Consider the following 26,050-nt stretch of genomic DNA (forward strand, 5'->3'; position numbering starts at 1 on the left):
ATATCGTACTGACAGCGTCGAATTAGACGTCGAGGTTGGCCACGCGCAGGGCGTTGGTCTCGATGAAGTCGCGACGCGGCTCTACTGCGTCACCCATCAGGGTAGAGAAGAGCTGGTCGGCACCGACGGCATCGTCGATGGTAACGCGCAGCATGCGACGGGCTTCCGGATCCATGGTGGTTTCCCACAGCTGGTCCGGGTTCATCTCGCCCAGCCCTTTATAGCGCTGGATGTAGATGCCGCGCTTGCCTTCGCCCATCAGCCACTCGACCGCTTCGACGAAGCTGGCGACCGGCTTCACCTTCTCGCCACGCTTGATGTAACCGCCTTCCTCGATCAGGTTGGCGATCTCCTTGCCCAGCGAGACCAGCTGACGGTACTCGGAGGATTGCAGGAAGTCGTAGCTGATCGGGTATTCGCGGTCGACACCGTGCTGACGTACCACGGCATGCGGCACGAACAGACGGCGCTCTTCATCGCGGCGCACCTGCATCTGGTACTGGATACCGTGGTTGCTCTCGTTGAGCACGGCTTCCATGCTCTGGCACCAAGCCTGCAGATCGCTCTCGCTGGTCAGCAGTGCTTCGTTCAGTTCCGGCTGATAGATCAGCTGGGTCAATACCGCTTCCGGCGCACGACGGGACATGCGGGTGATGAGGTGGGTCACGGCGCGATGCTGGTTGACCAGACGCTCCAGAGCCTCACCACCGATGGCCGGAGCAGACTCGTTGACGTGCAGGGTCGCACCATCCAGCGCCATGGCAGTCTGGTATTGCAGCAGCGCATCCTCGTCCTTCAGGTACTGCTCCTGCTTGCCCTTCTTCACCTTGTAGAGCGGCGGCTGGGCGATGTAGACATAGCCACGCTCGATGATTTCCGGCATCTGACGATAGAAGAAGGTCAGCAGCAGGGTACGGATGTGCGCACCATCGACGTCCGCATCGGTCATGATGATGATGTTGTGATAGCGCAGCTTGTCCGGGTTGTACTCGTCGCGACCGATACCGCAGCCCAGTGCGGTGATCAGGGTGCCCACCTCCTGGGAGGAGATCATCTTGTCGAAACGGGCCTTCTCTACGTTCAGGATCTTGCCCTTGAGCGGCAGGATGGCCTGGTTCTTCCGGTTGCGACCCTGCTTGGCGGAACCGCCAGCAGAGTCCCCTTCCACTATGTAGAGTTCGGAGAGCGCCGGGTCTTTTTCCTGACAGTCGGCCAGCTTGCCGGGCAGACCGGCGATATCCAGCGCACCCTTGCGGCGGGTCAGTTCGCGGGCCTTGCGGGCCGCTTCACGGGCACGGGCCGCATCGATGATCTTGTTGACCACGATCTTGGCATCGCCCGGGTTTTCCAGCAGGAAGTCGGCCAGCTTCTCGCCCATCGCCTGTTCGACAGCGGTCTTCACTTCGGAAGAGACCAGCTTGTCCTTGGTCTGGGAGGAGAACTTGGGATCCGGCACCTTGACGGAGATAACGGCAATCAGACCTTCACGCACGTCATCGCCGCTGGCGGCAGACTTGGCCTTCTTGCTGTAGTCCTCTTTGTCCATGTAGGAGTTGAGGGTACGGGTCAGCGCGGTACGGAAGCCCACTAGGTGGGTGCCACCATCACGCTGCGGAATGTTGTTGGTGAAGCAGTAGACCCCTTCCTGATAGGCGTCGTTCCACTGCATCGCCACTTCGACGCCGATGCCATCCTGCTCGGTGGTGAAGTGGAACACCTTCGGGTGGATCGGGGTCTTGTTCTGGTTCAGGTACTCTACAAACGCCTTGATGCCGCCTTCGTAGCAGAAGTGCGCCTCGCGGCCGTCACGCTCGTCCATCAGACGGATGGAGACGCCGGAGTTGAGGAAGGAGAGCTCGCGCAGACGCTTGGCCAGGATCTCGTAGTGGAACAAGGTGTCGCTGAAGATGGTCGGGCTCGGCCAGAAACGCACTTCGGTCCCGGTGGTGGTGGCATCGCCGATCTGCTTGAGCGGAGCCTGCGGCTCACCCAGGTGATAGGTCTGCTCGTAGACGTGACCGTTGCGACGGATGGTCAGCAACAGCTTGTCAGAGAGCGCGTTCACCACGGAAACGCCCACGCCGTGCAGACCGCCGGACACCTTGTAGGAGTTGTCATCGAATTTGCCGCCGGCGTGCAGCACGGTCATGATGACCTCTGCGGCGGAGCGACCCTCTTCCGGGTGAATGTCGACAGGAATGCCGCGGCCGTTGTCACGGACGGAGACGGAACCATCGGAGTGGATCTTGACCTGAATATCGGAGCAGTAGCCAGCGAGCGCCTCGTCAATGGAGTTATCGACCACTTCGAACACCATGTGGTGCAGGCCCGAGCCATCATCCGTATCGCCGATATACATCCCCGGGCGCTTGCGGACCGCATCCAGGCCCTTCAGTACCTTGATATTCGAGGAGTCGTAAGTATTTTCACTCATAGCTTACTCTCTGCCTTCTCTAACGTTTCGGAGATCTTGCCTTGTTCCACGTGGAACAACTTGCAGTCATTCGCATCCATCATGTCTGCGAGCTGACCGGTGTCGATGGCGGTGATGAACACCTGGGACGCACACTGCTTCAGCCTTGCGGCCAGCAAGCGGCGCTTGTCGACATCCAGTTCAGAGGCAAAATCGTCAATTAAAAAAATACAGCCACGGCTGCTATGTTGATTCAAATAGAGCCCTTGGGCCAGTCGCATAGCACAGACCAACAACTTCAGCTGACCCCTGGACAAAATATCCTGAGCGGGCACGCCGTTCGCCTTGAGGCGCACATCGGCCTTCTGTGGACCAACGCCCGTGTAACCCAGCGTCCGATCCCGCTCAAATCCCGCCTCCAGCAATTCATTGAGCGGGGTATCTTTTTCCCAGCCTCGATAGAATCCAAGGCTGATGTCGAATTCCGGCAAAAAGTCCGCCGTCATCTCCTTGATCAGGGGGGTAATGGCCTGACAATAACTGGCGCGAAACTCGGCCAGCTCTCCCCCCAACCGCACCAGCTCCTGATCCCAGAACGCCAGTTGGCGATACTGGGTGCTCTGGCGCAGCAGTGCATTGCGCTGTTTCAGCAGCCGCCGTACCCGTCCCCACAGGGAGAAGAAGGTCGGTTCCTGATGAAAAACACCCCAGTCGAGCCAGGCTCGGCGAGCCTGGGGCCCGCCGGTCAGCAGGTTGAAGCCATCCGGGTGGATCAGCTGCACCGGCAGCAGCTCGGCCAGGTCGGCCAGGCGCAGGGCCTGGGCACCGGCAATCTTGAGCTGGGTCTCGCCACTCTTGTCCTTGGCGAGGCCGATGGGCACCTGGCGCCCTTCCAGTTCGCACTGGGCGAACAGGGTAAACGCCCTCTCCCCCTGGCGGATGACCCGCCCGGTCAGGTGAGTGCGAAAGGAGCGACCAAGACCGAGGTAGTGAATGGCTTCCAGCACGCTGGTCTTGCCGCTGCCGTTGCACCCGACCAGGATATTGAGGCCGGGTGACAGCGCGAGACTGGCCTGCTGGATATTGCGAAAGTCGCTGAGCTGGAGTTTGACCAGGGACACGACTAGATCCGCATCGGCATTACCACATACTGAGCATCCTGACTGTCAAAATCCTCAATAATGGCGCTGCTGATGGAATCGCTCAGGCTGATCCGGATTTGGTCACATTTTAACGTATTCAGCACGTCCAGCACATAAGAGACGTTGAAACCAATCTCCATCTCGCCGGCTTCGTATTGTACGTCAAGCAGCTCTTCGGCTTCTTCCTGTTCCGGGTTGTTGGCGGTGATGCGCAGCAGGTTTTCCTGCAGATTGAGACGCACCCCACGGAATTTCTCGTTGGAGAGGATGGCGGCACGGGCAAAGGCCTGGCGCAGATCCTCACGGCCAGCGATCAGGGCCTTGTCGCTGTTGCGCGGAATGACGCGGCGCCAGTCCGGGAAGCGGCCATCCACTAGCTTGGAGGTGAAGATGAAGCCGTCGAGGGCGGCGCGCAGGTTGCTACGGCCGATCTGCAGCCGCACCGGCTTGTCTTCCGCTTCCAGCAGACGCACCAGTTCCAGCACGCCCTTGCGCGGCAGGATGACCTGATGATCGGGCAGCGATTCGCTCACCACCTCGCGGCGGCAGGTCGCCAGCCGGTGGCCATCGGTGGCCACGGTACGCAGGCCGTGGCCCTCGCTCTCGAACAGCATGCCGTTCAGGTAGTAGCGCACGTCCTGGCTCGCCATGGAGAACTGGGTCGCGTCGATGAGTTTTTTCAGCTCCAGCTGGCCGATGTCGAACTCGAGCACGGATTCCCAATCCTCGATGTTCGGGTATTCGGTGGCCGGCAGGGTCGACAGGTTGAAGCGGGAACGGCCGGAGCGGATGATCAGGCGCTCGCCTTCGGTATTGAGGCGAATGTCCGCCCCTTCCGGCAGACCGCGACAAATGTCCAGCAGCTTGCGCGCCGGTACTGTGGTGCGGCCATCCTGACTGTCGCTGTTGAGATAGACCTGACCGATCATCTCCACTTCGAGGTCGGTACCGGTCAGTGACAACAGACCGTTGCTGACATCAAGCAGCACGTTGCCGAGGATCGGCAGGGTCGGCCGGCCACCGAGGGCACCGGACACCAGTTGCAGAGGACGTAACAGGGCCTCACGGCTAATTTCGAGCTGCATCTGTGCTCTCCGTTGTGATTAGGAGTAAAGGTTTCGGATCAGGTTGGCATGTTCAAGCTGCATCTGTGCACTCAGTTCCGTCATCAGGAAGAAAGGGTACGGATCAGGTTGGAATAGTCTTCCTTGATGTCGTGACTCTCTTCCTTCAACTGCTCGATCTTGCGGCAGGCATGAAGCACGGTAGTGTGGTCACGACCACCAAAGGCATCACCTATCTCCGGCAAGCTATGGTTGGTCAGCTCCTTGGCCAGCGCCATCGCCAGCTGGCGTGGACGGGCAACGGAGCGGGAACGGCGCTTGGAGAGCAGATCCGCCAGCTTGATCTTGTAGTACTCCGCCACCGTCTTCTGAATATTGTCGATGGTGACCAGCTTCTCCTGCAACGCCAGCAGATCGCGCAGCGCTTCGCGCACGAAGTCGATGTTGATGGCGCGACCGGTGAAGTTGGCATTGGCGATCACCCGGTTCAGCGCCCCTTCCAGCTCGCGCACGTTGGAGCGCAGCCGCTTGGCGATGAAGAAGGCCACTTCGTCCGGCAGGTGGATCTGGTTCTCGTCCGCCTTGCGCATCAGGATGGCGACACGCGTCTCCAGCTCAGGCGGCTCGATCGCCACGGTCAGGCCCCAGCCGAAGCGGGACTTGAGACGATCTTCCACCCCGTTGATCTCCTTCGGATAGCGATCCGAGGTCAGGATGATCTGCTGGTTGCCTTCGAGCAGGGCGTTGAAGGTGTGGAAGAACTCCTCCTGGGAGCGCTCCTTGTTGGCGAAAAACTGGATGTCATCGATGAGCAGGGCATCGACGCTACGGTAATAACGCTTGAACTCTTCAATGGCGTTATTCTGCAGCGCCTTCACCATGTCCTGCACAAACCGCTCGGAGTGCATGTAGATGACCTTGGCGTCCTGCTTGCGCTCCTTGATGGCGTTGCCGACGGCATGCAGCAGGTGGGTCTTGCCCAGACCGGTGCCGCCATAGAGGAACAGCGGGTTGTAGGCCCCGCCCGGATTGTCGGCAACCTGACGGGCAGCCGCACGGGCCAACTGGTTGGACTTACCCTCGACGAAATTCTCGAAGGTATAGTTCACGTTGGTGTTGCTCTTGTGGTTCGGTTCGGGCTTGGCCTCGGCCTTGCTTTCCCAGCTCTTCTGCGAGTTATTCACAGGATCCGCACCCCGTGCCGGCGCCCTGGCCACCGCGACGGGATGGGGACGATTGCCGATGTCAAAACGCAGGGTGGGGCCATCGACCCCGCAGAGCTCATTGATGATGCCGTTCACCCGGATGAGATACTTGTCTCGAACCCAGTCCAGAACGAAACGATTCGGTGCATACAGGGTCAGAGTATTGTCACTCAACTCCGCTTGAAGCGGCCGGATCCACATGCTGAATTCTGCCGAGGGCAACTCATCTTGCAGCCGGTTAAGGCACTGCTGCCATAGCGAAGCAGTCACTCTAAACTCCCGTCGATTGATTAACTAAAGACCGGCTATTCTACGTTTTTAGCGGCTGGATCTCTAGCCGCGACCTCGCGGATCCAGCAAATAAGATCCTTGACTTTCAAGGATCCAGCAGCCGTGGATCTGATTTCATCCCCAAAGTTACCCACAGCCCGATCCCGTCACCGATGCACCAAAGATCCAGACCTGAAGCGGTTATTTTATATAACCAAATATCATTTATTCTTTAGGTTTTATTCCAATAACATCAGCGCAACCCCAGCGTTTACAACTAAAAATACAGAACTACAGAGAGAGAGGAATCACCATGACGTCATCCATCAAGCTGGTCTCCGGCGCAGCCATTCTGCTGGCCGCCCTGTCCGGTCAAGCCATCGCCCAGGAAACCATCAAGGTCGGCATGTCCGGCAAGTACTTCCCGTTCACCTTCGTCAAGCAGGACAAGCTGCAGGGCTTTGAAGTGGACATGTGGAACCAGATCGGCGAGCGCACCGGCTACAAGGTCGAGTTCGTGACCGCCAGCTTCTCCGGCCTGTTCGGCATGCTGGAAACCGGCCGCGTCGATACCATCTCCAACCAGATCACCATCACCGACGAGCGCAAGGCCAAGTACGCCTTCTCCCAGCCCTATGTCTATGACGGCGCCCAGATCGTGGTGCGCAAGGGCAACAGCACCATTCACGGCATCAAGGATCTGGAAGGCAAGAAGGTCGCGGTGAACCTGGGCTCCAACTTCGAAGAGCTGCTGCGCAAGAACGACCCCAACAAGAAGATCGACATCCGCACCTATGACTCCGCCTTCGAGCAGGACGTTGCCCTGGGCCGCATCGACGCCTTCGTGATGGACCGCGTCTCCACCGCCCAGCTGATCAAGGAATCCAAGCTGCCGCTGCAACAGGCCGGCGCACCGTTCGAAACCATCGAGAACGCCCTGCCCTTCCTGAAGACCCCGGAAAAGCAGGCACTGCTGAAGAAGGTCGATGACGCCCTCACCGCCATGCGCAAGGATGGTTCCCTGCGTCAGATCTCTGAAAAATGGTTCGCTTCCGACATCACCGACAAATAAATGATGGAATTTGACCTCGAATACACACTGGGGCTGTTTCCCATCCTGCTCAAGTATCTGGGCACCACGATGGAAATGGCCCTGTGGGGATTCGCATTGGCACTCGTACTGTCGCTGGCCCTGGCGATAGTACGGGTCTTTCGCGTTCCCGTGATCCACTGGCTGGCGATGCTCTATATCTCGTTCTTTCGGGGTACACCGCTGCTCGTCCAGCTGTTCCTGCTCTACTACGGGCTGCCGCAGCTGTTCCCCATCTTCGTGGGAATGGATGCCTTCACCGCCGCCATCGTCGGTTTGACCCTGCACTTTGCCGCCTACATGGCCGAGTCGATCCGCGCCTCCATCATTGGCATCCACAAGAGCCAGATGGAAGCCGCCCTCAGCATCGGCATGAGCCGTTACCAGGCGATGCAGCGGATCATACTGCCGCAGGCGGCCCGCATCGCCACGCCGTCCCTGATGAACTACTTCATCGACATGATCAAGAGCACCTCGCTGGCCTTCACCCTGGGGGTGGCCGAGATCATGGGCAAGGCGCAGATGGAAGCCTCCTCCTCCTTCAAGTTCTTCGAGAGCTTCATGGCGGTGGCGCTGGTCTACTGGGTGGTAGTCATCTTCTTTACCCGCCTGCAGCATCTGCTGGAAGTGCGGCTCAACCGTGCCTATTAGGGGTTTGCCATGACAACGCAACCGACCCGCTTGCAATGCACGCCGGAAGTCCGTTTTAACTCTGCGCCTGTTTAAAGGAGGGCCATCATGATCAAGCTAACCGGCCTCTCCAAGGCATATGACGGCAATCAGGTGCTAAACAGCATCGATCTGGAGGTGAAAAAGGGGGAAATCGTCGTCATCATCGGCCCCTCCGGCACCGGCAAGTCCACCTTGCTGCGCTGCCTCAACCTGCTGGAGACTCCCGATACGGGCACCCTCGCCATCGACGATCTGCAGCTCAACCTGGCCAAGGCCAGCGAGCAGCAAGCCATCGAGCTGCGCAAGCGCGCCTCCTTCGTGTTCCAGAACTACGCCCTGTTTGCCAACAAAACGGCGCTGGACAACATCGCCGAGGGGCTGATCACCGTCTGGAAACAGCCGAAGGCCGAGGCCCGTGCCACCGCCCTCGGCATCCTCAAGGACATAGGTCTCGCCGACAAGCAGGACGCTTATCCGGCCTCATTATCGGGCGGTCAGCAGCAACGGGTCGGTATTGGCCGGGCCATGGCGGCTCACTCCAAGGTGATCCTGTTTGACGAGCCCACCTCGGCCCTCGATCCCGAATGGGTCGACGAAGTACTGGGCCTGATGAAGGAGCTGGCCCGCCAGCACCAGACCATGGTGGTGGTGACCCATGAGATTGAATTTGCTAGAGATGTTGCCGATCGGGTGATCTTCATGGAGGGGGGCCGGATCGTGGAACAGGGCCCGCCGGATCAGATATTGGTCGATCCGCAGGATCCCCGTACCCGGGAGTTCCTGCGCAAAGTGCTTAAATAGCTCTCTCTTTGGCGGCTCTGCCGCCTTTTTTATTGGAGGATCCTTGTTAAACCCCGGGTTGCCAGTATAATCCGGAGCCCTTGATCCTTCGGATCCTCACGTTCGCCCAAGACCTTTTCGAGGTCGGGGCAGGATGGGAGGGAACGGCGGATTGACTAAAAGCCGAACTCTGTTTAGAATTCGGCCTCTTTTGCTAGTCGTCACACGCTATAGCTGGCGCGTCGGCTAAGTGTGACAATCAAAACTGTACAGAAATACGGAATCGAATCATGAAACGTACTTTTCAACCGTCCAACCTGAAGCGCAAGCGCTCTCACGGTTTCCGCGCCCGCATGGCAACTGCCAACGGTCGTAAAGTTCTGGCCGCTCGTCGTGCCAAGGGTCGTGCCCGCCTGGTAGTCTAATGCCTACCCAGCACGCCTTTTCTCGGGAGTTACGTCTGTTAACTCCCGAACACTTCAAACGCGTTTTCGCCGAGCCTGTCCGGGCCGCTTCTCCGCAGATTACACTTCTCGCCTCTCCCAATTCGCTCGAACACCCTCGCCTTGGTCTCGCCGTGCCCAAAAAAGCACTCAAGCGTGCCGTCTGGCGCAACCGTGTAAAACGGGTGGTTCGGGAAAGTTTCCGCCTCAATCAAGCCAATCTGCCCGCTATCGACATCGTCGTGATCGCCAAGGCCGGTGTGAAGGAGATGGATAACGAGGAACTGTTCAAGTTACTGGAAAAGCTATGGCGCACTCTGTCACGCCGTTGCAATGGGTAGCTGTCAAACTGATACGCCTGTATCAGCTAATCATTAGCCCTCTGCTCGGGCCGCGCTGCCGTTTCACCCCGACTTGTTCCCAATTTGCGATAGAAGCAATCCGACTTCACGGTTTCATAAAAGGCGTTTGGTTAGCCAGCAAACGTCTATTAAAATGCCATCCCTTATCCGAGGGTGGTTATGACCCGGTTCCGCAACCAAAGCGAAGAAACTGAAGACTATGGAATCACAACGCAATCTCATCCTGATCGGTTTGCTGTTCGTGAGCTTTTTGCTCTGGCAACAGTGGGAGTCCGACAAGGCTCCGAAGCCGGCCCCGACTACCGTGGCCCAAACCGAACATTTCGTACCTGAAGCCGGTCAGACCGGTGATATTCCTCAGGTTTCCGAGCAAGCCAACGCGAACACCGCACGCAAGCTGATCACCGTCACCTCCGACGTGCTCAAGCTGACCCTGGATACCCAGGGTGGTGACATCGTCTCTGCCGAGCTGCTGGCCCACAAGCTGGAAGAAGGCAAGGATCAACCGTTCGTACTGCTGACCAGTCAGCCTGAGCACCTCTATGTTGCCCAGAGCGGCCTGGTTGGTCGCAATGGCCCGGACAGCCAGCCCCAGGGTCGTCCCACCTACGAAGCCGCCCAGACCAGCTACCAGCTGGCCGACGGTCAGGATCAAGTCGTCGTCCCGATGACCTGGACCGACAGCAAGGGCGTGGTCTTCACCAAGGAGTTCGTCCTCAAGCGTGGTGACTACGCAGTCGGCGTCGACTACAAGATCGACAACAAGTCTGCCGAGCCGGTCCAGGTGCAGTTCTACGGTCAGCTGAAGCAGACCGTGGCCACGCCGAAAGACCAGCAGGGTCACGCCATGGTGGCCAGCGCCTACCGCGGTGGTGCCTTCTCCAGCGAAGATACCCGCTACAAGAAGTACACCTTCGACGAGATGAAGGATGCCGACCTGAACAAGACCACCAAGGGTGGTTGGGTCGCCATGCTGCAACACTACTTCGTCTCTGCCTGGGCACCGAATGCCGACGACACCAACAGCTTCTACAGCCGCGTGATCCCTGGCAAAGACCAGGCCATCATCGGCTACAAGGCACCGCTGGTTGACATCGCTGCCGGCCAGCAGGCCGAAGTGACCAGCAAGCTGTGGGTCGGTCCCAAGCTGCAGGATCAGATGGCCAAGGTAGCCAACCACCTCGACCTGACCGTCGACTACGGCTGGCTCTGGTTCATCGCCCAACCGCTGCACTGGCTGCTGACCGTGTTCCACGGCTTCGTCCAGAACTGGGGTCTGGCCATCATCATGCTGACCCTGCTGGTGCGTGGCGTCATGTTCCCGCTGACCAAGGCCCAGTACACCTCCATGGCCAAGATGCGCATGCTGCAGCCCAAGCTGGCCGCCCTGCGCGAGCGCTTCGGCGACGATCGCCAGAAGATGTCTCAGGGCATGATGGAGCTGTACAAGAAGGAGAAGGTCAACCCGCTGGGTGGCTGTCTGCCGATCCTGGTGCAGATGCCGATCTTCATCGCCCTCTACTGGGCACTGATGGAGTCCGTCGAGCTGCGCCACGCGCCGTTCGCCCTGTGGATCACCGACCTGTCGGTGAAGGACCCCTTCTTCGTGTTGCCGATCCTCATGGGTGCCTCCATGTGGTATCTGCAGAAGATGAGCCCGACCACCATTACCGACCCGATGCAGCAGAAAGTGATGCAGTTCATGCCGATCATCTTCACTTTCATGTTCCTCTGGTTCCCGGCAGGTCTGACCCTGTACTGGCTGGTGAGCAACGTCATCTCCATTACCCAGCAGACCATCATCTATCGTCAGCTGGAGAAGAAAGGCCTGCATACCCGCAGCTAATCGCTCCCGATGGCAAGATGAATGACAAAAGAGGCGGCCTTCGGGTCGCCTTTTTTATTACAATGACCCCACTGCTGTGAACCATCAGCGAACAAATGAGCCAAGCAAGATGACTACTGATACCATCGTGGCCCAGGCCACCGCCCCCGGCCGTGGCGGCGTCGGCATAGTCCGCGTCTCCGGCCCCGCCGCCGAACAGGTCGCCGAGATAGTGCTCGGCAAGCTCCCCCGGGTGCGTTATGCCGAATATCTGCCGTTCAGGGATGAGCAAGGCCAGCCGCTGGATCAAGGCATCGCCCTGCTGTTCAAGGCCCCCAACAGCTTCACTGGCGAAGACGTGCTGGAGCTACAGGGCCACGGCGGCCCGGTGATCATGGACATGCTGGTGCGCCGCATCCTGCAGATAAAAGGGCTGCGCCCTGCCCGCCCCGGCGAGTTCAGCGAACGCGCCTTCATGAACGACAAGCTGGATCTGGCCCAGGCCGAGGCCATCGCCGACCTTATCGAGGCGTCCAGCGAGCAGGCCGCCCGCAGTGCCATGCACTCCCTGCAGGGGCAGTTCTCCGGCAAGATCCAGCAGCTGGTGGAGAGTCTCACCCGGTTGCGTATCTATGTGGAGGCCGCCATCGACTTCCCGGACGAGGAGATCGATTTTCTCTCCGACGGCAAGGTGGCGGGGGATCTCTACGCCATCATGGCGGAGCTCGACGACGTGCGCGGCGAGGCCAAGCAGGGCGCCCTGCTGCGGGAAGGGATGAAGGTGGTGATCGCCGGTCGTCCGAACGCCGGCAAATCGAGCCTGCTCAACGCCCTGGCCGGCCGCGAGTCCGCCATCGTCACCGAGATCGCCGGCACCACCCGCGACGTGCTGCGCGAACACATTCATCTGGATGGCATGCCGCTGCACATCATCGACACCGCCGGCCTGCGCGACACCCAGGACAAGGTGGAGCAGATCGGCATCGAGCGTGCCTGGGCCGAGATTGAGCAGGCCGATCGGGTGCTGTTCATGGTGGATGGCACCACCACGGCTGCGGTCGACCCGCGGGAGATCTGGCCGGAATTTGTTGATCGGTTGCCAAAAAAGATCGGCCTCACCGTGGTGCGCAACAAGGCCGACCTGACCGGCGAGGATCTGGCGCCGAGTCAGGAGCAAGGCCACGCCGTCTACCGCATCTCCGCCAAGACCGAGCTGGGGCTGCCCGCCCTGCGCGAGCACCTGAAAGCCTGCATGGGCTTCCAGGGCAACACCGAGGGGGGCTTCATGGCCCGCCGCCGCCATCTGGATGCGCTGGAGCGCGCCGCCGAGCGGCTGCTGGTGGCCAAGGAGCAGCTGGAGGTATTCGTGGCCGGCGAGCTGGTGGCCGAAGAGCTGCGCCTGGCGCAGGAGTCACTCAGTGAGATCACCGGTGAGTTCAGCTCCGACGATCTGCTGGGCCGCATCTTCTCCAGCTTCTGCATCGGCAAATAACGCCGCACGGCAGGCAATAAAAAGCCCGGGTTCATCCCGGGCTTTTTTTGTGCATTTTTCATCCACCAACCTAGAGGCGGCGCAGGCACCACATGAAGTAAGCGCCCCCTAACAAGGTGGAGACCAGCCCCACCGGCACTTCCTGCGGGAACAGGATCTGCTGGCCGATCCAGTCCGCCGACACCATCAGCAGGGCGCCGGAGACGGCGGCACCGAGCAGATGCCAGCGTGCCCGCACCAGCCCCATCAGCTTGGCCATGTGCGGTGCCAGCAAGCCGACGAAGGAGAGCGGCCCCACCACCAGGGTCGCGCTGGCGGTCAGCACGGCCACCAGCAGCAGGATGGCGAGCTGAGCCTGGTTGAGCCGAATGCCGAGCGCGGCGGCCACCGCCGGCCCCATCGGCAGCAGATCGAGCCAGCGGCTGAGCAGCAGGCAGGCTGCCAGCAGCGTCAGTGCCAGCACGACCAACCCGCCGGCAAGCGGCAGGGTGACGTAATAGGTGGAGCCGGACATCCAGGAGAGCAGTTGCTGCACCCGCAGGTCACCGTTGGCCAGCGCGATGGCCTGTAGCGGCTCGAACAGCGCCGTGATGGCGATGCCGGAGAGCAGCAGCCGCTCCGGCTGGAAGCCGTGGCTGCGATTGACCAGCAGCAACAGCAGCAGACAACCGAAGGCACCTAACAGGCCGCCGGCCAGCATCATGGGCAACGGCAGGGCGGGCAGCAGCAGCGCCGTGGCAATCACCCCCATGAAGGTGCCACCACTCACCCCCAGCAGCTCGGGGCTCGCCATGGGGTTGCTGCTGACCCGTTGCAGCAGGGTGCCCGCCAGCGCCAGCAGCATGCCCGCCGCACCGGCCGCCAGGGTGCGCGGCAGCCGCCACTCCAGCTGGGCCTGCCAGCGCAGCCAGCTCGGCCAGTGCCAGCCGTCAATCCCCTGTCCAACCAGCAGGGAGGCGATCACCGCCAATACCAGCCCCATCAACATCAGGCCGACAAGGCGGGCCGGCGCCGGGTGGCGGGCCACCAGCAGGGCGGCATTCGCCTTCGGCGTGCCCGACTTGATACCCAGGCGCGGGATCAGCCACAACAACAGCGGAGCTCCCAACAGGGCCGTCATGGCGCCGGTCGGAATGAGTACAGAGCCGCTGCGGCTCAGGGATTGCAGCAACAGATCGGTGGCCGCCAGCAGCAGAGCGCCCAATAGCGGGGCCCACAGCAGTCGCAGGGCCAGTTTTCTCACCCCCAGCAAGCGCACCAGGGCGGGCGCCGCCAGCCCGATGAAGCCGATCAGCCCCACCACGCTCACCACGCAGGCGGTGACGAACACCGCCAGCCCCAGTCCGGCGAAACGCAGATGTTGAAGGGAGACCCCCAGACTGCGGGCACTGGCATCATCCAGCTCCAGCACCGCCAGCGGGCGCACCAGCACCGCGGCCAGCACGCCAGCCAGCAGCAGACGGGGCAGCAGGTAGCTCACCCCGCTCCAGCTGTTTTGCACCAGCGAGCCACTGCCCCACACCAGCAAGCCTTTCAGCTCCTCCTGAAAGAACAGCAGGAGCCCCATGCTGATGGCCGCCAGATAGAGGTTGATCACCAGCCCGGCAAAGACGATGACCACAGGATTGAGCTGGCGACGCCAGGCCAGGGCAAACACCAGCCCCATGGCGAGACTGCCGCCGGCCATGGCGATCCACTCCCGCCCCAGCAGCAGCCAGGAGGGGGCAAACAGGGTCACCATCATCAGCGCCAACTGGGCGCCGGAAGCCACCCCCAGGGTGGTGGGCGAGGCCAGCGGGTTGCGCAGCACCTGCTGCATCAGGGTGCCGGCCAGCCCGAGGGCGGCGCCGGCCAGCAGGCAGACGGCAAGACGCGGCAGCCAGCTGAAGTGGACCACCGCCTGGCTGGCATCGGTCAGATCCGGCGACAACAGGGTCGCCAGCCAACGCGCCACCGGCAACTGACCGGCCAGCTCCCAACCGGCGAGCGCCAGCGTGAGCCCCAGCAGCAGGCTGACAGGTAGTCGCAGCGGCGACGGAAAAATCTGGTTCATTGCAGCCCCTCCCCGCTTTGCCCATCCCTCTGCAGCGCAGTACTGAGCTGCACGGCAAAGCGGCGCGCCGCCAGCACGCCGCCAAAACTCCACACCGCAGGCAGATGCAGCACGGCCGCCGCCCTCACCTGTGGTAGCTGCTGCCACAGACCGGGCTCCTGTAGCCGCTCGCTCACCCCGACCGGGATCGGATCGACCACCACCAGCCGCGCTTGCGGCAGCGCCATCAACTGCTCCAGACTGGCCACGGCAAAGCCCCAGGCATTGGTTTCCCCCTGCCAGCCATTGCGCAGGCCAAGCCGCTGCATCACCGCCTCGAACAGGCTGTGACGGCCAAATACCCGCACATGGCGCTCATCGATGAACTGCACCACCAGCAGGGGCGGCAGATCAGCAGGCAACGCCGCCCGCATCTGCGCCAGATCCTGGTCCAGCCTGGCCAGCAGTTGCTCGGCCTCGGCGGTTTTGTCCACCAGCGCGGCAATGGTCAGGGTCGCCTCGTGTAGCCGCTGCCACAGATCGGCATCCGGCTCGTAGAGCGCGATGGATTGCACCGGCGCGATGCGGGAGAGGGTCGGCGCCAGCGGGGCCGCCAGCGGCGAGATGAGGATGCGATCGGGTTTGAGCTCGGCCAGCAGCTCACGGTTGGGCTGGGCACGCTGGCCGATGTCCACCACGGCGGCCGGCAGCAGCGGTTCGCCGACCCAGGCGCGGTAGGAGCCGACATCCCCCACCGCCAGCGGTGTCACCCCGAGCGCCAGCAGGGTTTCGGCTATGGTCCAGTCGACGGTGGCGATACGGGGTACCGGCGCGGAGGCGGTCGGGGATGTGTCAGCCTGCACTGCAAGCGGCAGCAGCAGGCCGACAAGGCAGGACGCCATCTTCTTCAATAAACGGTTCAAGAAAGGCCCCCGGTCAGACGATAGCGATGGCGTGATCATGGGCCGGGTGGCGAATGACCTCCATCGGGATGCCATAGATGGCGTGCAGGGTCTCGCCGGTCATGATCTGCTCGGGTTCGCCGTGGGTCAGCAGGCGGCCGGAGTGCAGCGCCACCAGCCGATCGCAGAAGCGGGAGGCCATGTTGATGTCGTGAATGACGATGATGACCCCGAGCTTGAGCTGGCGGCTCAACTGCTTGACGAGCGTGAGCACCTCTACCTGATGAGCTACGTCCAGCGCGGCCAGCGGCTCGTCCAGCAGGATGAAACGGCTCTCCTGGGCCAGCAGCATGGCCAGCCACACCCGCCCCCGCTCGCCGCCTGAGAGGGTATCCACCAGCCGGTCGGCAAAGCGTTCGATATGGGTCAGCGCGATGGCCCGTTCGACCTGGCGGTGATCCTCCGCCCCCATCCGACCCAGCAGGCCGCGCCAGGGGTAGCGGCCCATCTCCACCAGCTCCCGCCCGAGCAGGTTTTCGGCGCTCGGCAGATGCTGGGGCAGATAGGCCACCTGACGGGCGAAGTCGCGCGCGCCCCACGCCGGCAGCGGCTTGTCATCGAACCGGATCTCGCCGTCACTGAGCGGCTGCTGGCGTGCCAGCAGCTTGAGCAAGGTGGATTTACCCGAACCGTTGTGGCCTATGAGGCCATAGACCTTGCCCTGCTCGAAACAGAGATCGGTAGGGTGCAGCAGCGTGCGGTCATTGACCACGAAGCTGGCTGATTTCATCTCAAACATAAGCGGTTCCTGTTGGCCGGGTTCAAACCGGCACCTCTGCATTCAAGTCACAATCCAGATGGGCGACCGCATCGCGGCTCACCTGCTCGCGCCGCTCGCCGGTCAGCTCGCTGAGCCGGCCCTGGCGCATCTCCAGCAGCCGGTCGGCCTGGGAGAAGTAGAGATCGTCGTGGCTGATGGCGATCACCGTCTTGCCCATCTCCTTGAGGCGCGGCAGCAGCAGCTGATAGAAGATGCGGCGGAACTGGGGATCCTGATCCGCGGCCCACTCGTCGAACAGCATCACCTCGCGCTGCTCGGCCAGCGCCAGCAGCAGGGCGACCCGCTTGCGCTGCCCCTGGGAGAGGTCGATATCGGCGATGAAGCCATCTTCGATGGCGAGCTTGCTGCCCATCTGCAGCCGCTCCAGCCACTCGGCCACCAGCTCATCCTTGGGTTCCGGCCCCAGCAGGTGCTGGAACAGGTGATAGTCGGTGAAGATGGCGGAGAACAGCGCCAGATAGGCGTTGCGATCGGTGACCGTCTCCCCATCCAGCAGGATCCGGCCCGCTACCGGCTGATACAGGCCGGTCAGCAGCATGGCCAGGGTCGACTTGCCGGAGCCGTTGCCACCTATGATGAAGATTTGCTCCCCCCGCTCGATCACCAGGTTGATGGGACCCACTGCGAAACCGCCCTCCCCCTGATAGTGAAAGCTCACCTGCTCCAGCTCGATGCGCTGCCAGGCGCGGGGTGCGGACGGCAGCGGGAACTCGGCGTCCGGCGCGGCCAGATTGAGGGCCGCTATCTTGTCGAACGCCACCTGGGCCGAGAGCAGGGTCGGCAGCGCGCCAATGCCCTGCAACAAGGGGGTACGCAAGAACAGCAGGGTCAGCGCGAAGGTGGCGGCCACCTGGGTGTCGGCCCAGCCCAGCCCGTTGGCCAGGAAGAAGACCAGGCCGATGGCCCCCAGCATCATGATATTCGACCAGTTCACCGCGCTCAGGTGATAGGTGTCGGCGCGGATGATCTGCTGGCGGTACTCCTGCGCATTCTGCTGATAAAGCTGGTGGTAGACGAAGTGGGCCCGCTCGCGGTTGAGCGCCAGCTCCTTGCTGCCGGCGATGATGGCCTGATAGTTCTGATAGAGCCGATCCTCGGCCTGACGCATGTGGGAGAGATGGCGATAGACCCGGTTCACCAGCAGCCAGCCCACCACCATGGTGAAGGTAACCCAGAGCGTGGTGACGCCGAGCAGGGCCGGCGACAGCCAGCCGAGGTAGAGGGCCGAGCCCAGGGTGAGCACCAGACCCTGCACCAGCTCGGGCAGGCGCACGAAGGCGATGGTGATCTGGCCGATGTCGCTGGAAAGGGAGGCCAGCAGCGGCCCCTGGCCAATCTGGCGCAGGCGGGTGACATCGGTATCCAGCAACTGCTTGAGCAGGCGGCCGCGCAGCCGGTAAACGAAATGATGGCCGAGGGTGGTCAGCGCCAGCTGAGAGCCGAGCGTGATCACCAGCAGCAATAAGATGAGGCCGATCAGCTGACCGAGCACCGGTAGCGGATCGCCGACTGATTCGACGAGAGACTGATTGATAAAGGCAATGACACCAATCCCGCTGACGGCACTGAGCAGGCTGAGCAGGGTAATGGCGATGAAGGGCCAACGATATTGGCGATAAACCAGAGACAAGAGTTCCATAACGGACCGGTATTCCAGAGAGATCAGAGCAACTGCAGGTGAAAAGAAGGGCGGGAACCCGGTTCCCGCCCCACTTCGATTACCAGCGATAGTTGATGCTGCCCACTACGCTGCGCGGCTCGCCGTAGTAGCAGTAGTAGTCGCAGCTGGCCACGTAGGTATCACCCAGCAGGTTGTTGACGTTGAGCTGAGCCCGCCAGTTCTTGGCAAAGTCATACCCGATCATCGCATCCCACACGGTATGGGCCGGCACCTGGGCCGAACCGTAGATGGGGGTGTAATCCGCATTCACGGCACCGATGCCGACGCTGGAGCCGACGTAGCGCACGCCGCTCCCCAGCTCGAGACCGGAGACCGGCCCCTGCTGCACCTTGTAGTTGCCCCAGAAGGAGGCCTGGTGGCGCGGGATCAGGCTGGCACGGCGATCGCCATTGCCGGTGTCGTTGGTCTTGGCATCGGTATAGGTGTAGGCGGCGGTCAGGCGCAGCGCCTCGGTGGCCTGCACGCTCCCTTCCAGCTCGACACCCCGGGAGGTTACTTCGCCGGCCTGGGTCTGCTGGCCGGAACCGGTGGAAACCAGCGAGTTGGTCTGCTCCAGATCGAACAGGGCCAGGTTGATGTAGCCATCGAGGAAGCTCGGCGCGTACTTGACGCCGGTCTCGTACAGGGTGCCCTTGAGCGGCTTGTAGGATTCGCTGGTGTTGGGGTCGATCCCAGGCAGCACCTCGAACGACTCGGCATAGGCAACATAAGGAGAGAGACCATTGTCGGCCAGGTACATCAGGCTGCCGGAGAGGGAGAGCTCGTGATCATACTGCTTCTCGTTCTTGCCCTTGGCTTCGCTGATGTTGTGGGTCTCCACGTAGTCGAAGCGACCGCCGCCGGTCAGCAACCAGCGATCGTCCCAGCGGATCTGGTGCTGGGCATAGAGGCCGCTCTGGCCCTTGGTGCTCTTCTGGTGGGTAGCGGTGGATTCATCAAAACCGGGGAAGCCGCTGTAATCCGGGTTCATGGTATTGATGGAGCCCATGCCGTAGTTGTCGGCTTCCTGGCCTTCATTGACATGGCGCTGCAGATCCACCCCCAGCAGCAGGGTCTGCTCCGTACTGTCGGTGTTCCAGTAACCCACCATCTGGTTGTCCATGGTGGCGCTCTTGGTGGTGCCGTCGCGATAGATCAGGCCGCGGAAGGCGGTGGTGCCTTCATAGGTCGGGAAGATATAGGTCTGGCGCAGCAGCAGATCGTTGTAGTTGAAGCGGACGTTCTGCTTGAACTCCCAGGTCTGGTTGAGCTGGTGGGCCAGCTCGTAACCGGTGGAGAGCTGGGTGTTGCGGTTGCGATCGTAATCCGGCTGGCTCAGGTTGGTGCTGGGATCGATCTGGCCACCGCTGGTATTGAGGGTGCCGTAAACCGGGAAGAAACCGTTGGTCGGCACCCCTTCGTCGTGCAGGAAGCTGGCCAGCAGGGTCAGGCTGGTGCGATCCGAGAGATCGAAGGTCACGCTCGGCGCCAGATAGACGCGATCGTTGTAAGTGCCGTCCAGCACGCCGTCACGCTCCTTATAAAGAGCAACCATGCGGTAGCGGCTGTTGTCGGTCAGTGCATCGGAGACATCCACCCCGATCTGGCGATGATCACGGCTGCCCAGCTGCAGATCCAGCAGCCCCTGCGGGGTGGCGGTCGGCCGCTTGCTGATGGCATTGATCACGCCGCCGGGAGGCGCCTCGCCATACAGAATGGAGGCCGGGCCTTTGAGCACTTCCACGCTCTCCAGGCCGAACGGCTCCGGCGTCCAGAGATAATAGCCGGTGCCGAACAGGCGGTTGCCATCCAGATAGGAGGCGGCATCGAAGCCGCGCACCTTGAACCAGTCGGTATTGTTGTCGGAGCCATAGAGACCGGTGAGCACGCCGGAGCGGTAGCGCAGGGACTCGTCAAGCTGCTGCACGGCACGCTGATCCAGCTCCTCGCGGTTGACCACGGAGACGGAGCGAGGCGTCTCGGCCATGGGCACTTCCACCTTCATGGCGGTGCCGGTGACCACCATGGTCTCGCTGGCTTTGGGCAGTTCTTTCGGTTGTTCGGCCGCCAGCACGGGCAGGCTGGCCAACAGGCAGGAGAGCGGCAGCAGTTGCTGTGCCCCTCTCTTTCGCATCGCTGCGATGGGGGTGTTTTTTTGCGCAATCATAGTAAGTGTCTCAAATATCAATGAGTTGTTTCTGATTTCTTATTATTGGTAGCCGGTCATGCCGGTAGCCCGGTTCCTCAGGCGAATAAAGCAGCGACATGCTACTACAGGAGCCATGATCGAATCGATTCAATAATTGCTAATCATTTGCATCCGTATTGTTACTTAACATATCAGGAGCCGAGCGGAGAACACACAAGAGGAGGAAACGACCCTTTTTCGACACGATCGCAAGATTGGGCAGGATCGGCGGGCGGGGATCCCTTTTTTCCGTACAAAAGCAGCGAGGATCCATTATCCCCAAGCTTTATCCATATTTATCCACACCCTTTGGCGGTAGAATCCGGCTTTCTCTTGCTTCGTCTGAAATCAGGATCCATTCCATGGCCAAACTCAATCTCGTCGTCGGCTCCATGCTGGGCGCCTCTGAATATGTCGCGGACCACGTCGCCGGCCTGCTGGAACAAGCGGGCCACCAAACCGAGATCCACAACCCCGCCAGCCTGGCCAAGGTGCTTGCCGAGCCGGAGGCCGTTGTGCTGGTGGTCACCTCCACCCACGGTGCCGGCGATGTGCCCGACAATCTGCAGCCTTTCGCCAAGGATCTTGCCGAGCAGCGTCCGGATCTTGATGGCTGGAAATACGGGGTGATCGCGCTGGGAGACAGCAGTTATGACACCTTCTGCCAGGGCGGCAAGACGCTGGATCGACTGCTGGCCGAGTGCGGCGCCAGCCGAATTGGGGATCGTCTCGACATCGACGTGACCCGGCACGAGATCCCGGAAGATGCAGCCGAAATCTGGATCCGGGACTGGTTGGCCCTGATCGCCTGAACCGGAAGCGGGAGATCCGGCATGAACGGCTCGATCTCCCCGCTTATCCCCAGATCGCTATCCACCAGGTTATTAACAGGTGGATCCGGAGAAGTTGTTCCAAGGGCTCCCCTAGAATGCTCCGAGAAATTGTGAATAACTCCTGTGTGAAACTCTGTAAAACCTATAGTTATCCATGTATTAGATCTAAACCAAAGGGTGTCTGTGTATAAAAACCCTTGTTATCCCCCAGTTCACGGGGCCAGGATCCAAGCTTTTCCACAACCAGAGATCGCTCTTAAGACAATGATCTTTATGATCAAAAAGTGCTTATCAACAGAAGCGGCGGATCCTAATAAAAGATCCAATAAAAGATCGATCTAAAGATCCTTAAGATCTATTTAGTGGATCCTCCCTCCATACTGAACGTTAAGTAGACGTTCCCCTCAGGACGCTAAACAGATAGAATGTTCCGCCCTCGAGCACAGGCAAACAAAGATCTTCAGGCGTGCAGATCAAGGTGATCCCCAATGCAATACCATGAACAATTTGATGTGATCGTCGTCGGTGGCGGTCATGCAGGAACCGAAGCGGCAACAGCGGCAGCCCGGATGGGCCTCAATACCCTGTTGCTGACCCACAATATCGATACGCTGGGACACATGTCCTGCAACCCAGCGATCGGCGGGATCGGCAAGGGACACCTGGTCAAGGAAGTTGACGCTCTCGGCGGGATCATGGCGCGTGCCATCGATCTTGGCGGGATCCAGTTCCGTACCCTCAACTCCTCCAAGGGCCCGGCGGTTCGCGCCACTCGCGCCCAGGCGGATCGTCTGCTTTACAAGGCAGTCGTGCGCCAGATGCTGGAGAACTACCCCAACCTGAAGATCTTCCAGCAGGCCTGTGACGATCTCATCATGGACGGGGATCGGGTTGCCGGCGTGGTCACCCAGAGCGGGATCCGCATCAGCGGCAAGACGGTCGTGCTGACCGTGGGTACCTTCCTCAACGGCCTGATCCACATCGGCATGGAAAACTACAAGGGCGGCCGCGCCGGGGATCCTCCCTCGATCGCCCTCGCCCAGCGCCTGCGGGAACTGCCGCTGCGCATCGATCGCCTCAAGACGGGTACGCCGCCCCGCATCGATGCCCGCAGCGTCGATTTCTCGGTGATGCAGGCCCAGCACGGTGACGATCCGCGTCCGGTCTTCTCCTTCATCGGCGATGCCAGCCAGCATCCGCGTCAGGTGCCCTGCTACGTTACCCATACCAACGAGCGCACCCACGAGGTGATCCGCAACAACCTGGATCGCAGCCCCATGTACGCCGGGGTGATCGAGGGGATTGGCCCGCGCTACTGCCCGTCGATCGAGGACAAGATCACCCGTTTTGCCGACAAGACGGCGCACCAGATTTTCGTCGAGCCGGAAGGCCTGACCACCCACGAACTCTACCCGAACGGGATCTCCACCAGCCTGCCGTTCGACGTGCAGGTGCAGATCGTCCGCTCCGTGCGCGGCTTCGAGAATGCGCATATCACCCGCCCAGGTTATGCCATCGAGTACGATTTCTTCGATCCGCGGGATCTCAAGGCCAACATGGAGAGCAAGTGCATCGGCAACCTGTTCTTCGCCGGCCAGATCAACGGCACCACCGGCTATGAAGAGGCGGCAGCCCAGGGCCTGCTGGCCGGTCTGAACGCCGCCCTGCGTGCACAGGGCAAGGATCCCTGGCATCCGCGCCGGGATCAGGCCTACATCGGCGTGATGATGGACGATCTCTCCACCCTGGGAACCCGCGAACCCTATCGCATGTTCACCAGCCGTGCCGAATATCGCCTGCTGCTGCGGGAAGACAACGCCGATCTGCGCCTGACCGCCATCGGCCGCGAGCTGGGCCTGGTGGATGACGAGCGCTGGAGCAAGTTCAACGCCAAGATGGAACAGGTGGAGCAGGAGCGTCAGCGCATGCGCTCGACCTGGATCCACCCGCAACATCCGTCGCTGGAGGCGGTCAACGCCCTGGTCAACACCCGGCTGACCCGCGAGCAGAGTCTAGAAGAGCTGCTGCGTCGCCCCGAGGTGACCTACGATGCGCTGATGGCCATCGAGGGGGTCGGGCCTGCGCTGAGCGATTCGGCCGCCGCCGATCAGGTGGAGATCCAGATCAAGTACGCCGGCTACATCGAACGCCAGCACGACGAAGTGGAGAAGCAGCTGCGCAACGAGAACACCCTGCTGCCGCTGGACATGAACTACCGCGACGTCAACGGCCTCTCCAACGAGGTGATCGCCAAGCTCAACGATGCCAAGCCGCAGACCATAGGTCAGGCGTCCCGCATCTCCGGCATCACCCCGGCGGCCATCTCCATCCTGCTGGTTCATCTGAAAAAACACGGCCTGCTGCGTAAAACCGCCTGAGGATCCTACCGTTGCAAAACATGCTGGAAAGATTGAACGGCCTGCTCATGCAGGCCGGAATTGTTATCACCGAGACCCAAAAGACCCAGTTGGTTCGGCTTGTCGAGTTGCTGCACAAGTGGAACAAGGCTTACAATCTCACCTCGGTACGAGATCCGGACGCCATGCTGGTCAAGCACATCCTCGACAGCTTGGTGGTGAGCCGGCACCTGCACGGTGAGCGCTTCATCGATGTGGGCACTGGCCCGGGTCTGCCCGGACTGCCGCTGGCGATCATCAATCCGGACAAGCAGTTCGTGCTGCTGGACAGTCTGGGCAAGCGGATCAACTTCATCCGCCAGGTGATCCTGGAGCTGGGCTTGACCAACGTGACTCCCGTCAAATCCCGGGTCGAGGAGTATCAGCCCGAGGTGGGATTTGACGGCGTGCTGAGCCGGGCCTTCGCCTCGCTGGAGGACATGCTGGGCTGGTGTCACCATCTGCCGTCGGCCCAGGGCAGCTTCCTCGCGCTCAAGGGACAGTATCCCGAGCAGGAGCTGGCCCAGTTGCCCGCCAACATCCATCTGGTCGCCTCCCATCAACTGGTGGTGCCGGAGCTGGAAGGCGAACGTCATCTGCTGGAATTCAAACATATCCAGCCCGAATAGGGTCGCAGTTTCATTTAGGGGACAGTGTGGGAAAAGTCATCGCCATAGCCAACCAGAAGGGTGGAGTGGGTAAAACCACCACCTGTGTGAATCTGGCCGCCTCCATGGCCGCTACCCGCCGCAAGGTGCTGGTGATCGATCTGGATCCGCAGGGCAATGCCACCATGGGCAGCGGTGTCGACAAGTACGAAGTCGAGCGCACCGCCTATGAGCTGCTGATCGAGGACGCCCCCATCGGCGAGGTGATCATCCCCGAAACCTCCGGGGGCTATCACCTGATCGCCGCCAACGCCGACGTGACCGCGGCCGAAATTCGTCTGATGGAGTTCTTCGCCCGCGAGATCCGCCTGCGCAACGCGCTGGCCGCGGTGCGGGACAAATACGACTACGTCTTCATCGACTGCCCGCCTTCTCTCAACATGCTGACCGTCAACGCCATGGCCGCCGCCGACTCCGTGCTGGTGCCCATGCAGTGCGAATACTATGCGCTGGAAGGGCTCACCGCCCTGGTCGACACCATCAGCAAGCTGGCAGCCGTGGTCAATCCGGATCTGAAGATCGAAGGGGTGCTGCGCACCATGTTCGATCACCGCAACCGGCTGGCCAATGATGTGTCCGATCAGCTTAAACAGCACTTCGGGGACAAGGTCTATCGCACCATCATTCCCCGCAACGTAAGACTGGCGGAGGCACCGAGTTTCGGCGCCCCGGCCATGCACTATGACAAATCATCGGTGGGCGCCAAGGCCTATCTGGCTCTGGCTGGCGAGATCCTGCGTCGCCAGGAGCAGGAGCGTCAGGTGACCATCGCAGACCGAGAGAGCATATGACGCCGAAAAAACGTGGGCTGGGCAAGGGGCTGGACGCTCTGCTCAGCACCAGCACGGCCGCGCGCCAGAAGCAGGTGATGAGCGATCAGCGCACCGAGCAGGCCATGGCCCCGACCCTGACCAATCAGGGCGAACTGCGCAAGCTGCCGGTGGAGTGGTTGCAGTCCGGCAAGTACCAGCCGCGCAAGGACATGTCGCAGGATGCGCTGGAAGAGCTGGCCAATTCCATCCGTGCCCAGGGGGTGATCCAGCCTATCGTGGTGCGTCCCCTCGGCGAGCAATCCTTCGAAATCATCGCCGGTGAGCGGCGCTGGCGCGCCTCCCAGCTGGCCCGCCTCGAGGTGGTGCCCTGCCTGGTCAAGGATGTGCCTGACGAGGCGGCCGTCGCCATCGCGCTCATCGAGAACATCCAGCGTGAAGACCTCAATGCCATCGAAGAGGCGGTCGCCCTGCAGCGGCTGCTGACCGAATTCGAACTGACCCACCAGCAGGTGGCCGATGCGGTGGGCAAGTCCCGCACCACGGTGACCAACCTGCTGCGCCTCAACCAGCTCAACGACGACGTGAAGCGCTTCGTTGAACACGGTGACCTCGACATGGGCCATGCCCGTGCCCTGCTGGCCCTGAGCGGCCAGGCCCAGTCCGAACTGGCCAAACTGGTAGCCCAGAAGGGGCTGACAGTGCGAGATACCGAGAAGTTGGTGCAAAAGGCGCTGGAACCGGCAAAAGCCAGGGTCGAGCCCGTCCGCGATCCCCAGTTTGGTTATCTCGAGCGCCAGATCTCAGAAAAAATTGGCAATCAGGTACAACTTCAGCCGGGAAAACAGGATAGCGGCAAGTTAGTAATTAGTTACGAGAACTTGGCGGATTTGGACCGGGTATTGAGCTATTTTGGCCTGTCAGAATCGTGATTTTTACGCTTTTTGTAGTAATAAAACATCCATTCCTTTTGATATGAACATAACCTTAATTCTGTGCGGA

22 protein-coding genes are annotated in these 26,050 nt (G+C 61.1%); 13 read left to right on the top strand and 9 right to left on the bottom strand.

All coding sequences use genetic code 11. From position 1 onward, the window contains the following. Positions 1–22: 22 nt before the first annotated feature. The 4 genes from gyrB to dnaA all read right to left on the bottom strand — a co-directional run bounded on the left by gyrB (position 23) and on the right by dnaA (position 6,094). Positions 23–2,434, bottom strand: coding sequence for a DNA topoisomerase (ATP-hydrolyzing) subunit B (gyrB, locus tag CK627_RS03890; RefSeq protein WP_017766631.1), 2,412 nt, complete (start codon positions 2,432–2,434; stop codon positions 23–25). Next, positions 2,431–3,534: a DNA replication/repair protein RecF gene (gene recF, locus CK627_RS03895; RefSeq protein WP_095591728.1), complete on the bottom strand. Its 1,104-nt coding sequence runs from the start codon at positions 3,532–3,534 to the stop codon at positions 2,431–2,433. Before recF ends, gyrB begins: the two co-directional genes overlap by 4 nt. Before the next feature lie 2 nt (positions 3,535–3,536). Further along, positions 3,537–4,640 (bottom strand): DNA polymerase III subunit beta, encoded by a 1,104-nt coding sequence (dnaN, locus tag CK627_RS03900; protein WP_005307138.1) that lies wholly within the window; start codon positions 4,638–4,640, stop codon positions 3,537–3,539. Positions 4,641–4,723: 83 nt separating this feature from the next. Then, a complete protein-coding gene (dnaA, locus tag CK627_RS03905; RefSeq protein WP_005307141.1) occupies positions 4,724–6,094 on the bottom strand; it encodes a chromosomal replication initiator protein DnaA in 1,371 nt (456 codons plus the stop codon). A 313-nt stretch (positions 6,095–6,407) separates the two neighbouring features. On the opposite strand from dnaA, the gene CK627_RS03910 reads away from it, so the two are divergent. From CK627_RS03910 to mnmE, 8 genes are all read left to right on the top strand, one after another. Then, a complete protein-coding gene (locus CK627_RS03910) occupies positions 6,408–7,166 on the top strand; it encodes an amino acid ABC transporter substrate-binding protein (protein ID WP_005307144.1) in 759 nt (252 codons plus the stop codon). After that, the gene (locus CK627_RS03915) at positions 7,167–7,835 is read left to right on the top strand and encodes an amino acid ABC transporter permease (RefSeq protein ID WP_005307147.1); all 669 of its coding nucleotides are present in this window, start codon (positions 7,167–7,169) and stop codon (positions 7,833–7,835) included. It abuts the gene before it with no gap. 87 nt (positions 7,836–7,922) lie between these two features. Continuing rightward, positions 7,923–8,657, top strand: coding sequence for an amino acid ABC transporter ATP-binding protein (locus tag CK627_RS03920; RefSeq protein WP_005307149.1), 735 nt, complete (start codon positions 7,923–7,925; stop codon positions 8,655–8,657). A gap of 269 nt (positions 8,658–8,926) precedes the next feature. Further along, positions 8,927–9,061 carry a 50S ribosomal protein L34 gene (rpmH, locus tag CK627_RS03925; protein WP_005307156.1) on the top strand — a complete coding sequence of 45 codons (135 nt, stop codon included), beginning with the start codon at positions 8,927–8,929 and terminating at the stop codon, positions 9,059–9,061. Next, positions 9,061–9,420, top strand: a complete 360-nt coding sequence (rnpA, locus tag CK627_RS03930) for a ribonuclease P protein component (protein ID WP_005307159.1) — start codon at positions 9,061–9,063, stop codon at positions 9,418–9,420. Before rpmH ends, rnpA begins: the two co-directional genes overlap by 1 nt. Further along, positions 9,387–9,635 (top strand): membrane protein insertion efficiency factor YidD, encoded by a 249-nt coding sequence (yidD, locus tag CK627_RS03935; RefSeq protein WP_010635605.1) that lies wholly within the window; start codon positions 9,387–9,389, stop codon positions 9,633–9,635. The genes rnpA and yidD overlap by 34 nt, the downstream gene beginning before the upstream one ends. A gap of 5 nt (positions 9,636–9,640) precedes the next feature. Then, complete coding sequence (yidC, locus tag CK627_RS03940; RefSeq protein ID WP_010635604.1) at positions 9,641–11,287, top strand: membrane protein insertase YidC; 1,647 nt, start codon at positions 9,641–9,643, stop codon at positions 11,285–11,287. 109 nt (positions 11,288–11,396) lie between these two features. Beyond that, on the top strand, positions 11,397–12,758 hold the full coding sequence (gene mnmE / locus CK627_RS03945; RefSeq protein WP_029302505.1) for a tRNA uridine-5-carboxymethylaminomethyl(34) synthesis GTPase MnmE: 1,362 nt from the start codon (positions 11,397–11,399) through the stop codon (positions 12,756–12,758). Between the two features lie 70 nt (positions 12,759–12,828). Here mnmE and fhuB read toward each other — a convergent pair whose 3' ends face one another. The 5 genes from fhuB to CK627_RS03970 all read right to left on the bottom strand — a co-directional run bounded on the left by fhuB (position 12,829) and on the right by CK627_RS03970 (position 20,360). Beyond that, the gene (gene fhuB, locus CK627_RS03950) at positions 12,829–14,811 is read right to left on the bottom strand and encodes a Fe(3+)-hydroxamate ABC transporter permease FhuB (RefSeq protein ID WP_095591729.1); all 1,983 of its coding nucleotides are present in this window, start codon (positions 14,809–14,811) and stop codon (positions 12,829–12,831) included. After that, entirely contained in the window at positions 14,808–15,692 is an 885-nt protein-coding gene (locus CK627_RS03955) for an ABC transporter substrate-binding protein (protein ID WP_095593451.1), read from the bottom strand. The genes fhuB and CK627_RS03955 overlap by 4 nt, the downstream gene beginning before the upstream one ends. Positions 15,693–15,726: 34 nt before the next feature. Then, positions 15,727–16,491: an ATP-binding cassette domain-containing protein gene (locus CK627_RS03960; protein ID WP_095591730.1), complete on the bottom strand. Its 765-nt coding sequence runs from the start codon at positions 16,489–16,491 to the stop codon at positions 15,727–15,729. A 22-nt stretch (positions 16,492–16,513) separates the two neighbouring features. After that, complete coding sequence (locus CK627_RS03965; RefSeq protein ID WP_095591731.1) at positions 16,514–18,172, bottom strand: multidrug ABC transporter permease/ATP-binding protein; 1,659 nt, start codon at positions 18,170–18,172, stop codon at positions 16,514–16,516. A 79-nt stretch (positions 18,173–18,251) separates the two neighbouring features. Beyond that, a complete protein-coding gene (locus tag CK627_RS03970; RefSeq protein WP_167385263.1) occupies positions 18,252–20,360 on the bottom strand; it encodes a TonB-dependent siderophore receptor in 2,109 nt (702 codons plus the stop codon). A 383-nt stretch (positions 20,361–20,743) separates the two neighbouring features. On the opposite strand from CK627_RS03970, the gene mioC reads away from it, so the two are divergent. From mioC to CK627_RS03995, 5 genes are all read left to right on the top strand, one after another. Then, the gene (gene mioC, locus CK627_RS03975) at positions 20,744–21,193 is read left to right on the top strand and encodes an FMN-binding protein MioC (protein WP_167385264.1); all 450 of its coding nucleotides are present in this window, start codon (positions 20,744–20,746) and stop codon (positions 21,191–21,193) included. Between the two features lie 509 nt (positions 21,194–21,702). Beyond that, entirely contained in the window at positions 21,703–23,592 is a 1,890-nt protein-coding gene (mnmG, locus tag CK627_RS03980) for a tRNA uridine-5-carboxymethylaminomethyl(34) synthesis enzyme MnmG (protein ID WP_095591734.1), read from the top strand. 20 nt (positions 23,593–23,612) lie between these two features. After that, positions 23,613–24,239: a 16S rRNA (guanine(527)-N(7))-methyltransferase RsmG gene (gene rsmG, locus CK627_RS03985; protein WP_095593452.1), complete on the top strand. Its 627-nt coding sequence runs from the start codon at positions 23,613–23,615 to the stop codon at positions 24,237–24,239. 26 nt (positions 24,240–24,265) lie between these two features. Beyond that, a complete protein-coding gene (locus tag CK627_RS03990) occupies positions 24,266–25,069 on the top strand; it encodes a ParA family protein (RefSeq protein WP_005307193.1) in 804 nt (267 codons plus the stop codon). Then, positions 25,066–25,980, top strand: coding sequence for a ParB/RepB/Spo0J family partition protein (locus tag CK627_RS03995; RefSeq protein ID WP_017766621.1), 915 nt, complete (start codon positions 25,066–25,068; stop codon positions 25,978–25,980). The genes CK627_RS03990 and CK627_RS03995 overlap by 4 nt, the downstream gene beginning before the upstream one ends. Positions 25,981–26,050 lie beyond the last annotated feature (70 nt).

The organism is Aeromonas dhakensis (assembly GCF_002285935.1).
GTDB lineage: Bacteria > Pseudomonadota > Gammaproteobacteria > Enterobacterales > Aeromonadaceae > Aeromonas > Aeromonas dhakensis.

Excerpts from the sequence above, each read along its gene's own strand:
- gyrB (WP_017766631.1), bottom strand. The coding sequence starts at position 2,434 with ATGAGTGAAAATACTTACGACTCCTCGAATATCAAGGTACTGAAGGGC.
- dnaN (WP_005307138.1), bottom strand. The coding sequence starts at position 4,640 with ATGCAGCTCGAAATTAGCCGTGAGGCCCTGTTACGTCCTCTGCAACTG.
- CK627_RS03910 (WP_005307144.1), top strand. The coding sequence starts at position 6,408 with ATGACGTCATCCATCAAGCTGGTCTCCGGCGCAGCCATTCTGCTGGCC.
- CK627_RS03915 (WP_005307147.1), top strand. The coding sequence starts at position 7,167 with ATGATGGAATTTGACCTCGAATACACACTGGGGCTGTTTCCCATCCTG.
- CK627_RS03920 (WP_005307149.1), top strand. The coding sequence starts at position 7,923 with ATGATCAAGCTAACCGGCCTCTCCAAGGCATATGACGGCAATCAGGTG.
- rpmH (WP_005307156.1), top strand. The coding sequence starts at position 8,927 with ATGAAACGTACTTTTCAACCGTCCAACCTGAAGCGCAAGCGCTCTCAC.
- rnpA (WP_005307159.1), top strand. The coding sequence starts at position 9,061 with ATGCCTACCCAGCACGCCTTTTCTCGGGAGTTACGTCTGTTAACTCCC.
- yidD (WP_010635605.1), top strand. The coding sequence starts at position 9,387 with ATGGCGCACTCTGTCACGCCGTTGCAATGGGTAGCTGTCAAACTGATA.
- yidC (WP_010635604.1), top strand. The coding sequence starts at position 9,641 with ATGGAATCACAACGCAATCTCATCCTGATCGGTTTGCTGTTCGTGAGC.
- mnmE (WP_029302505.1), top strand. The coding sequence starts at position 11,397 with ATGACTACTGATACCATCGTGGCCCAGGCCACCGCCCCCGGCCGTGGC.
- fhuB (WP_095591729.1), bottom strand. The coding sequence starts at position 14,811 with ATGAACCAGATTTTTCCGTCGCCGCTGCGACTACCTGTCAGCCTGCTG.
- CK627_RS03955 (WP_095593451.1), bottom strand. The coding sequence starts at position 15,692 with ATGGCGTCCTGCCTTGTCGGCCTGCTGCTGCCGCTTGCAGTGCAGGCT.
- CK627_RS03960 (WP_095591730.1), bottom strand. The coding sequence starts at position 16,491 with ATGTTTGAGATGAAATCAGCCAGCTTCGTGGTCAATGACCGCACGCTG.
- CK627_RS03965 (WP_095591731.1), bottom strand. The coding sequence starts at position 18,172 with ATGGAACTCTTGTCTCTGGTTTATCGCCAATATCGTTGGCCCTTCATC.
- CK627_RS03970 (WP_167385263.1), bottom strand. The coding sequence starts at position 20,360 with ATGATTGCGCAAAAAAACACCCCCATCGCAGCGATGCGAAAGAGAGGG.
- mioC (WP_167385264.1), top strand. The coding sequence starts at position 20,744 with ATGGCCAAACTCAATCTCGTCGTCGGCTCCATGCTGGGCGCCTCTGAA.
- mnmG (WP_095591734.1), top strand. The coding sequence starts at position 21,703 with ATGCAATACCATGAACAATTTGATGTGATCGTCGTCGGTGGCGGTCAT.
- rsmG (WP_095593452.1), top strand. The coding sequence starts at position 23,613 with ATGCTGGAAAGATTGAACGGCCTGCTCATGCAGGCCGGAATTGTTATC.
- CK627_RS03995 (WP_017766621.1), top strand. The coding sequence starts at position 25,066 with ATGACGCCGAAAAAACGTGGGCTGGGCAAGGGGCTGGACGCTCTGCTC.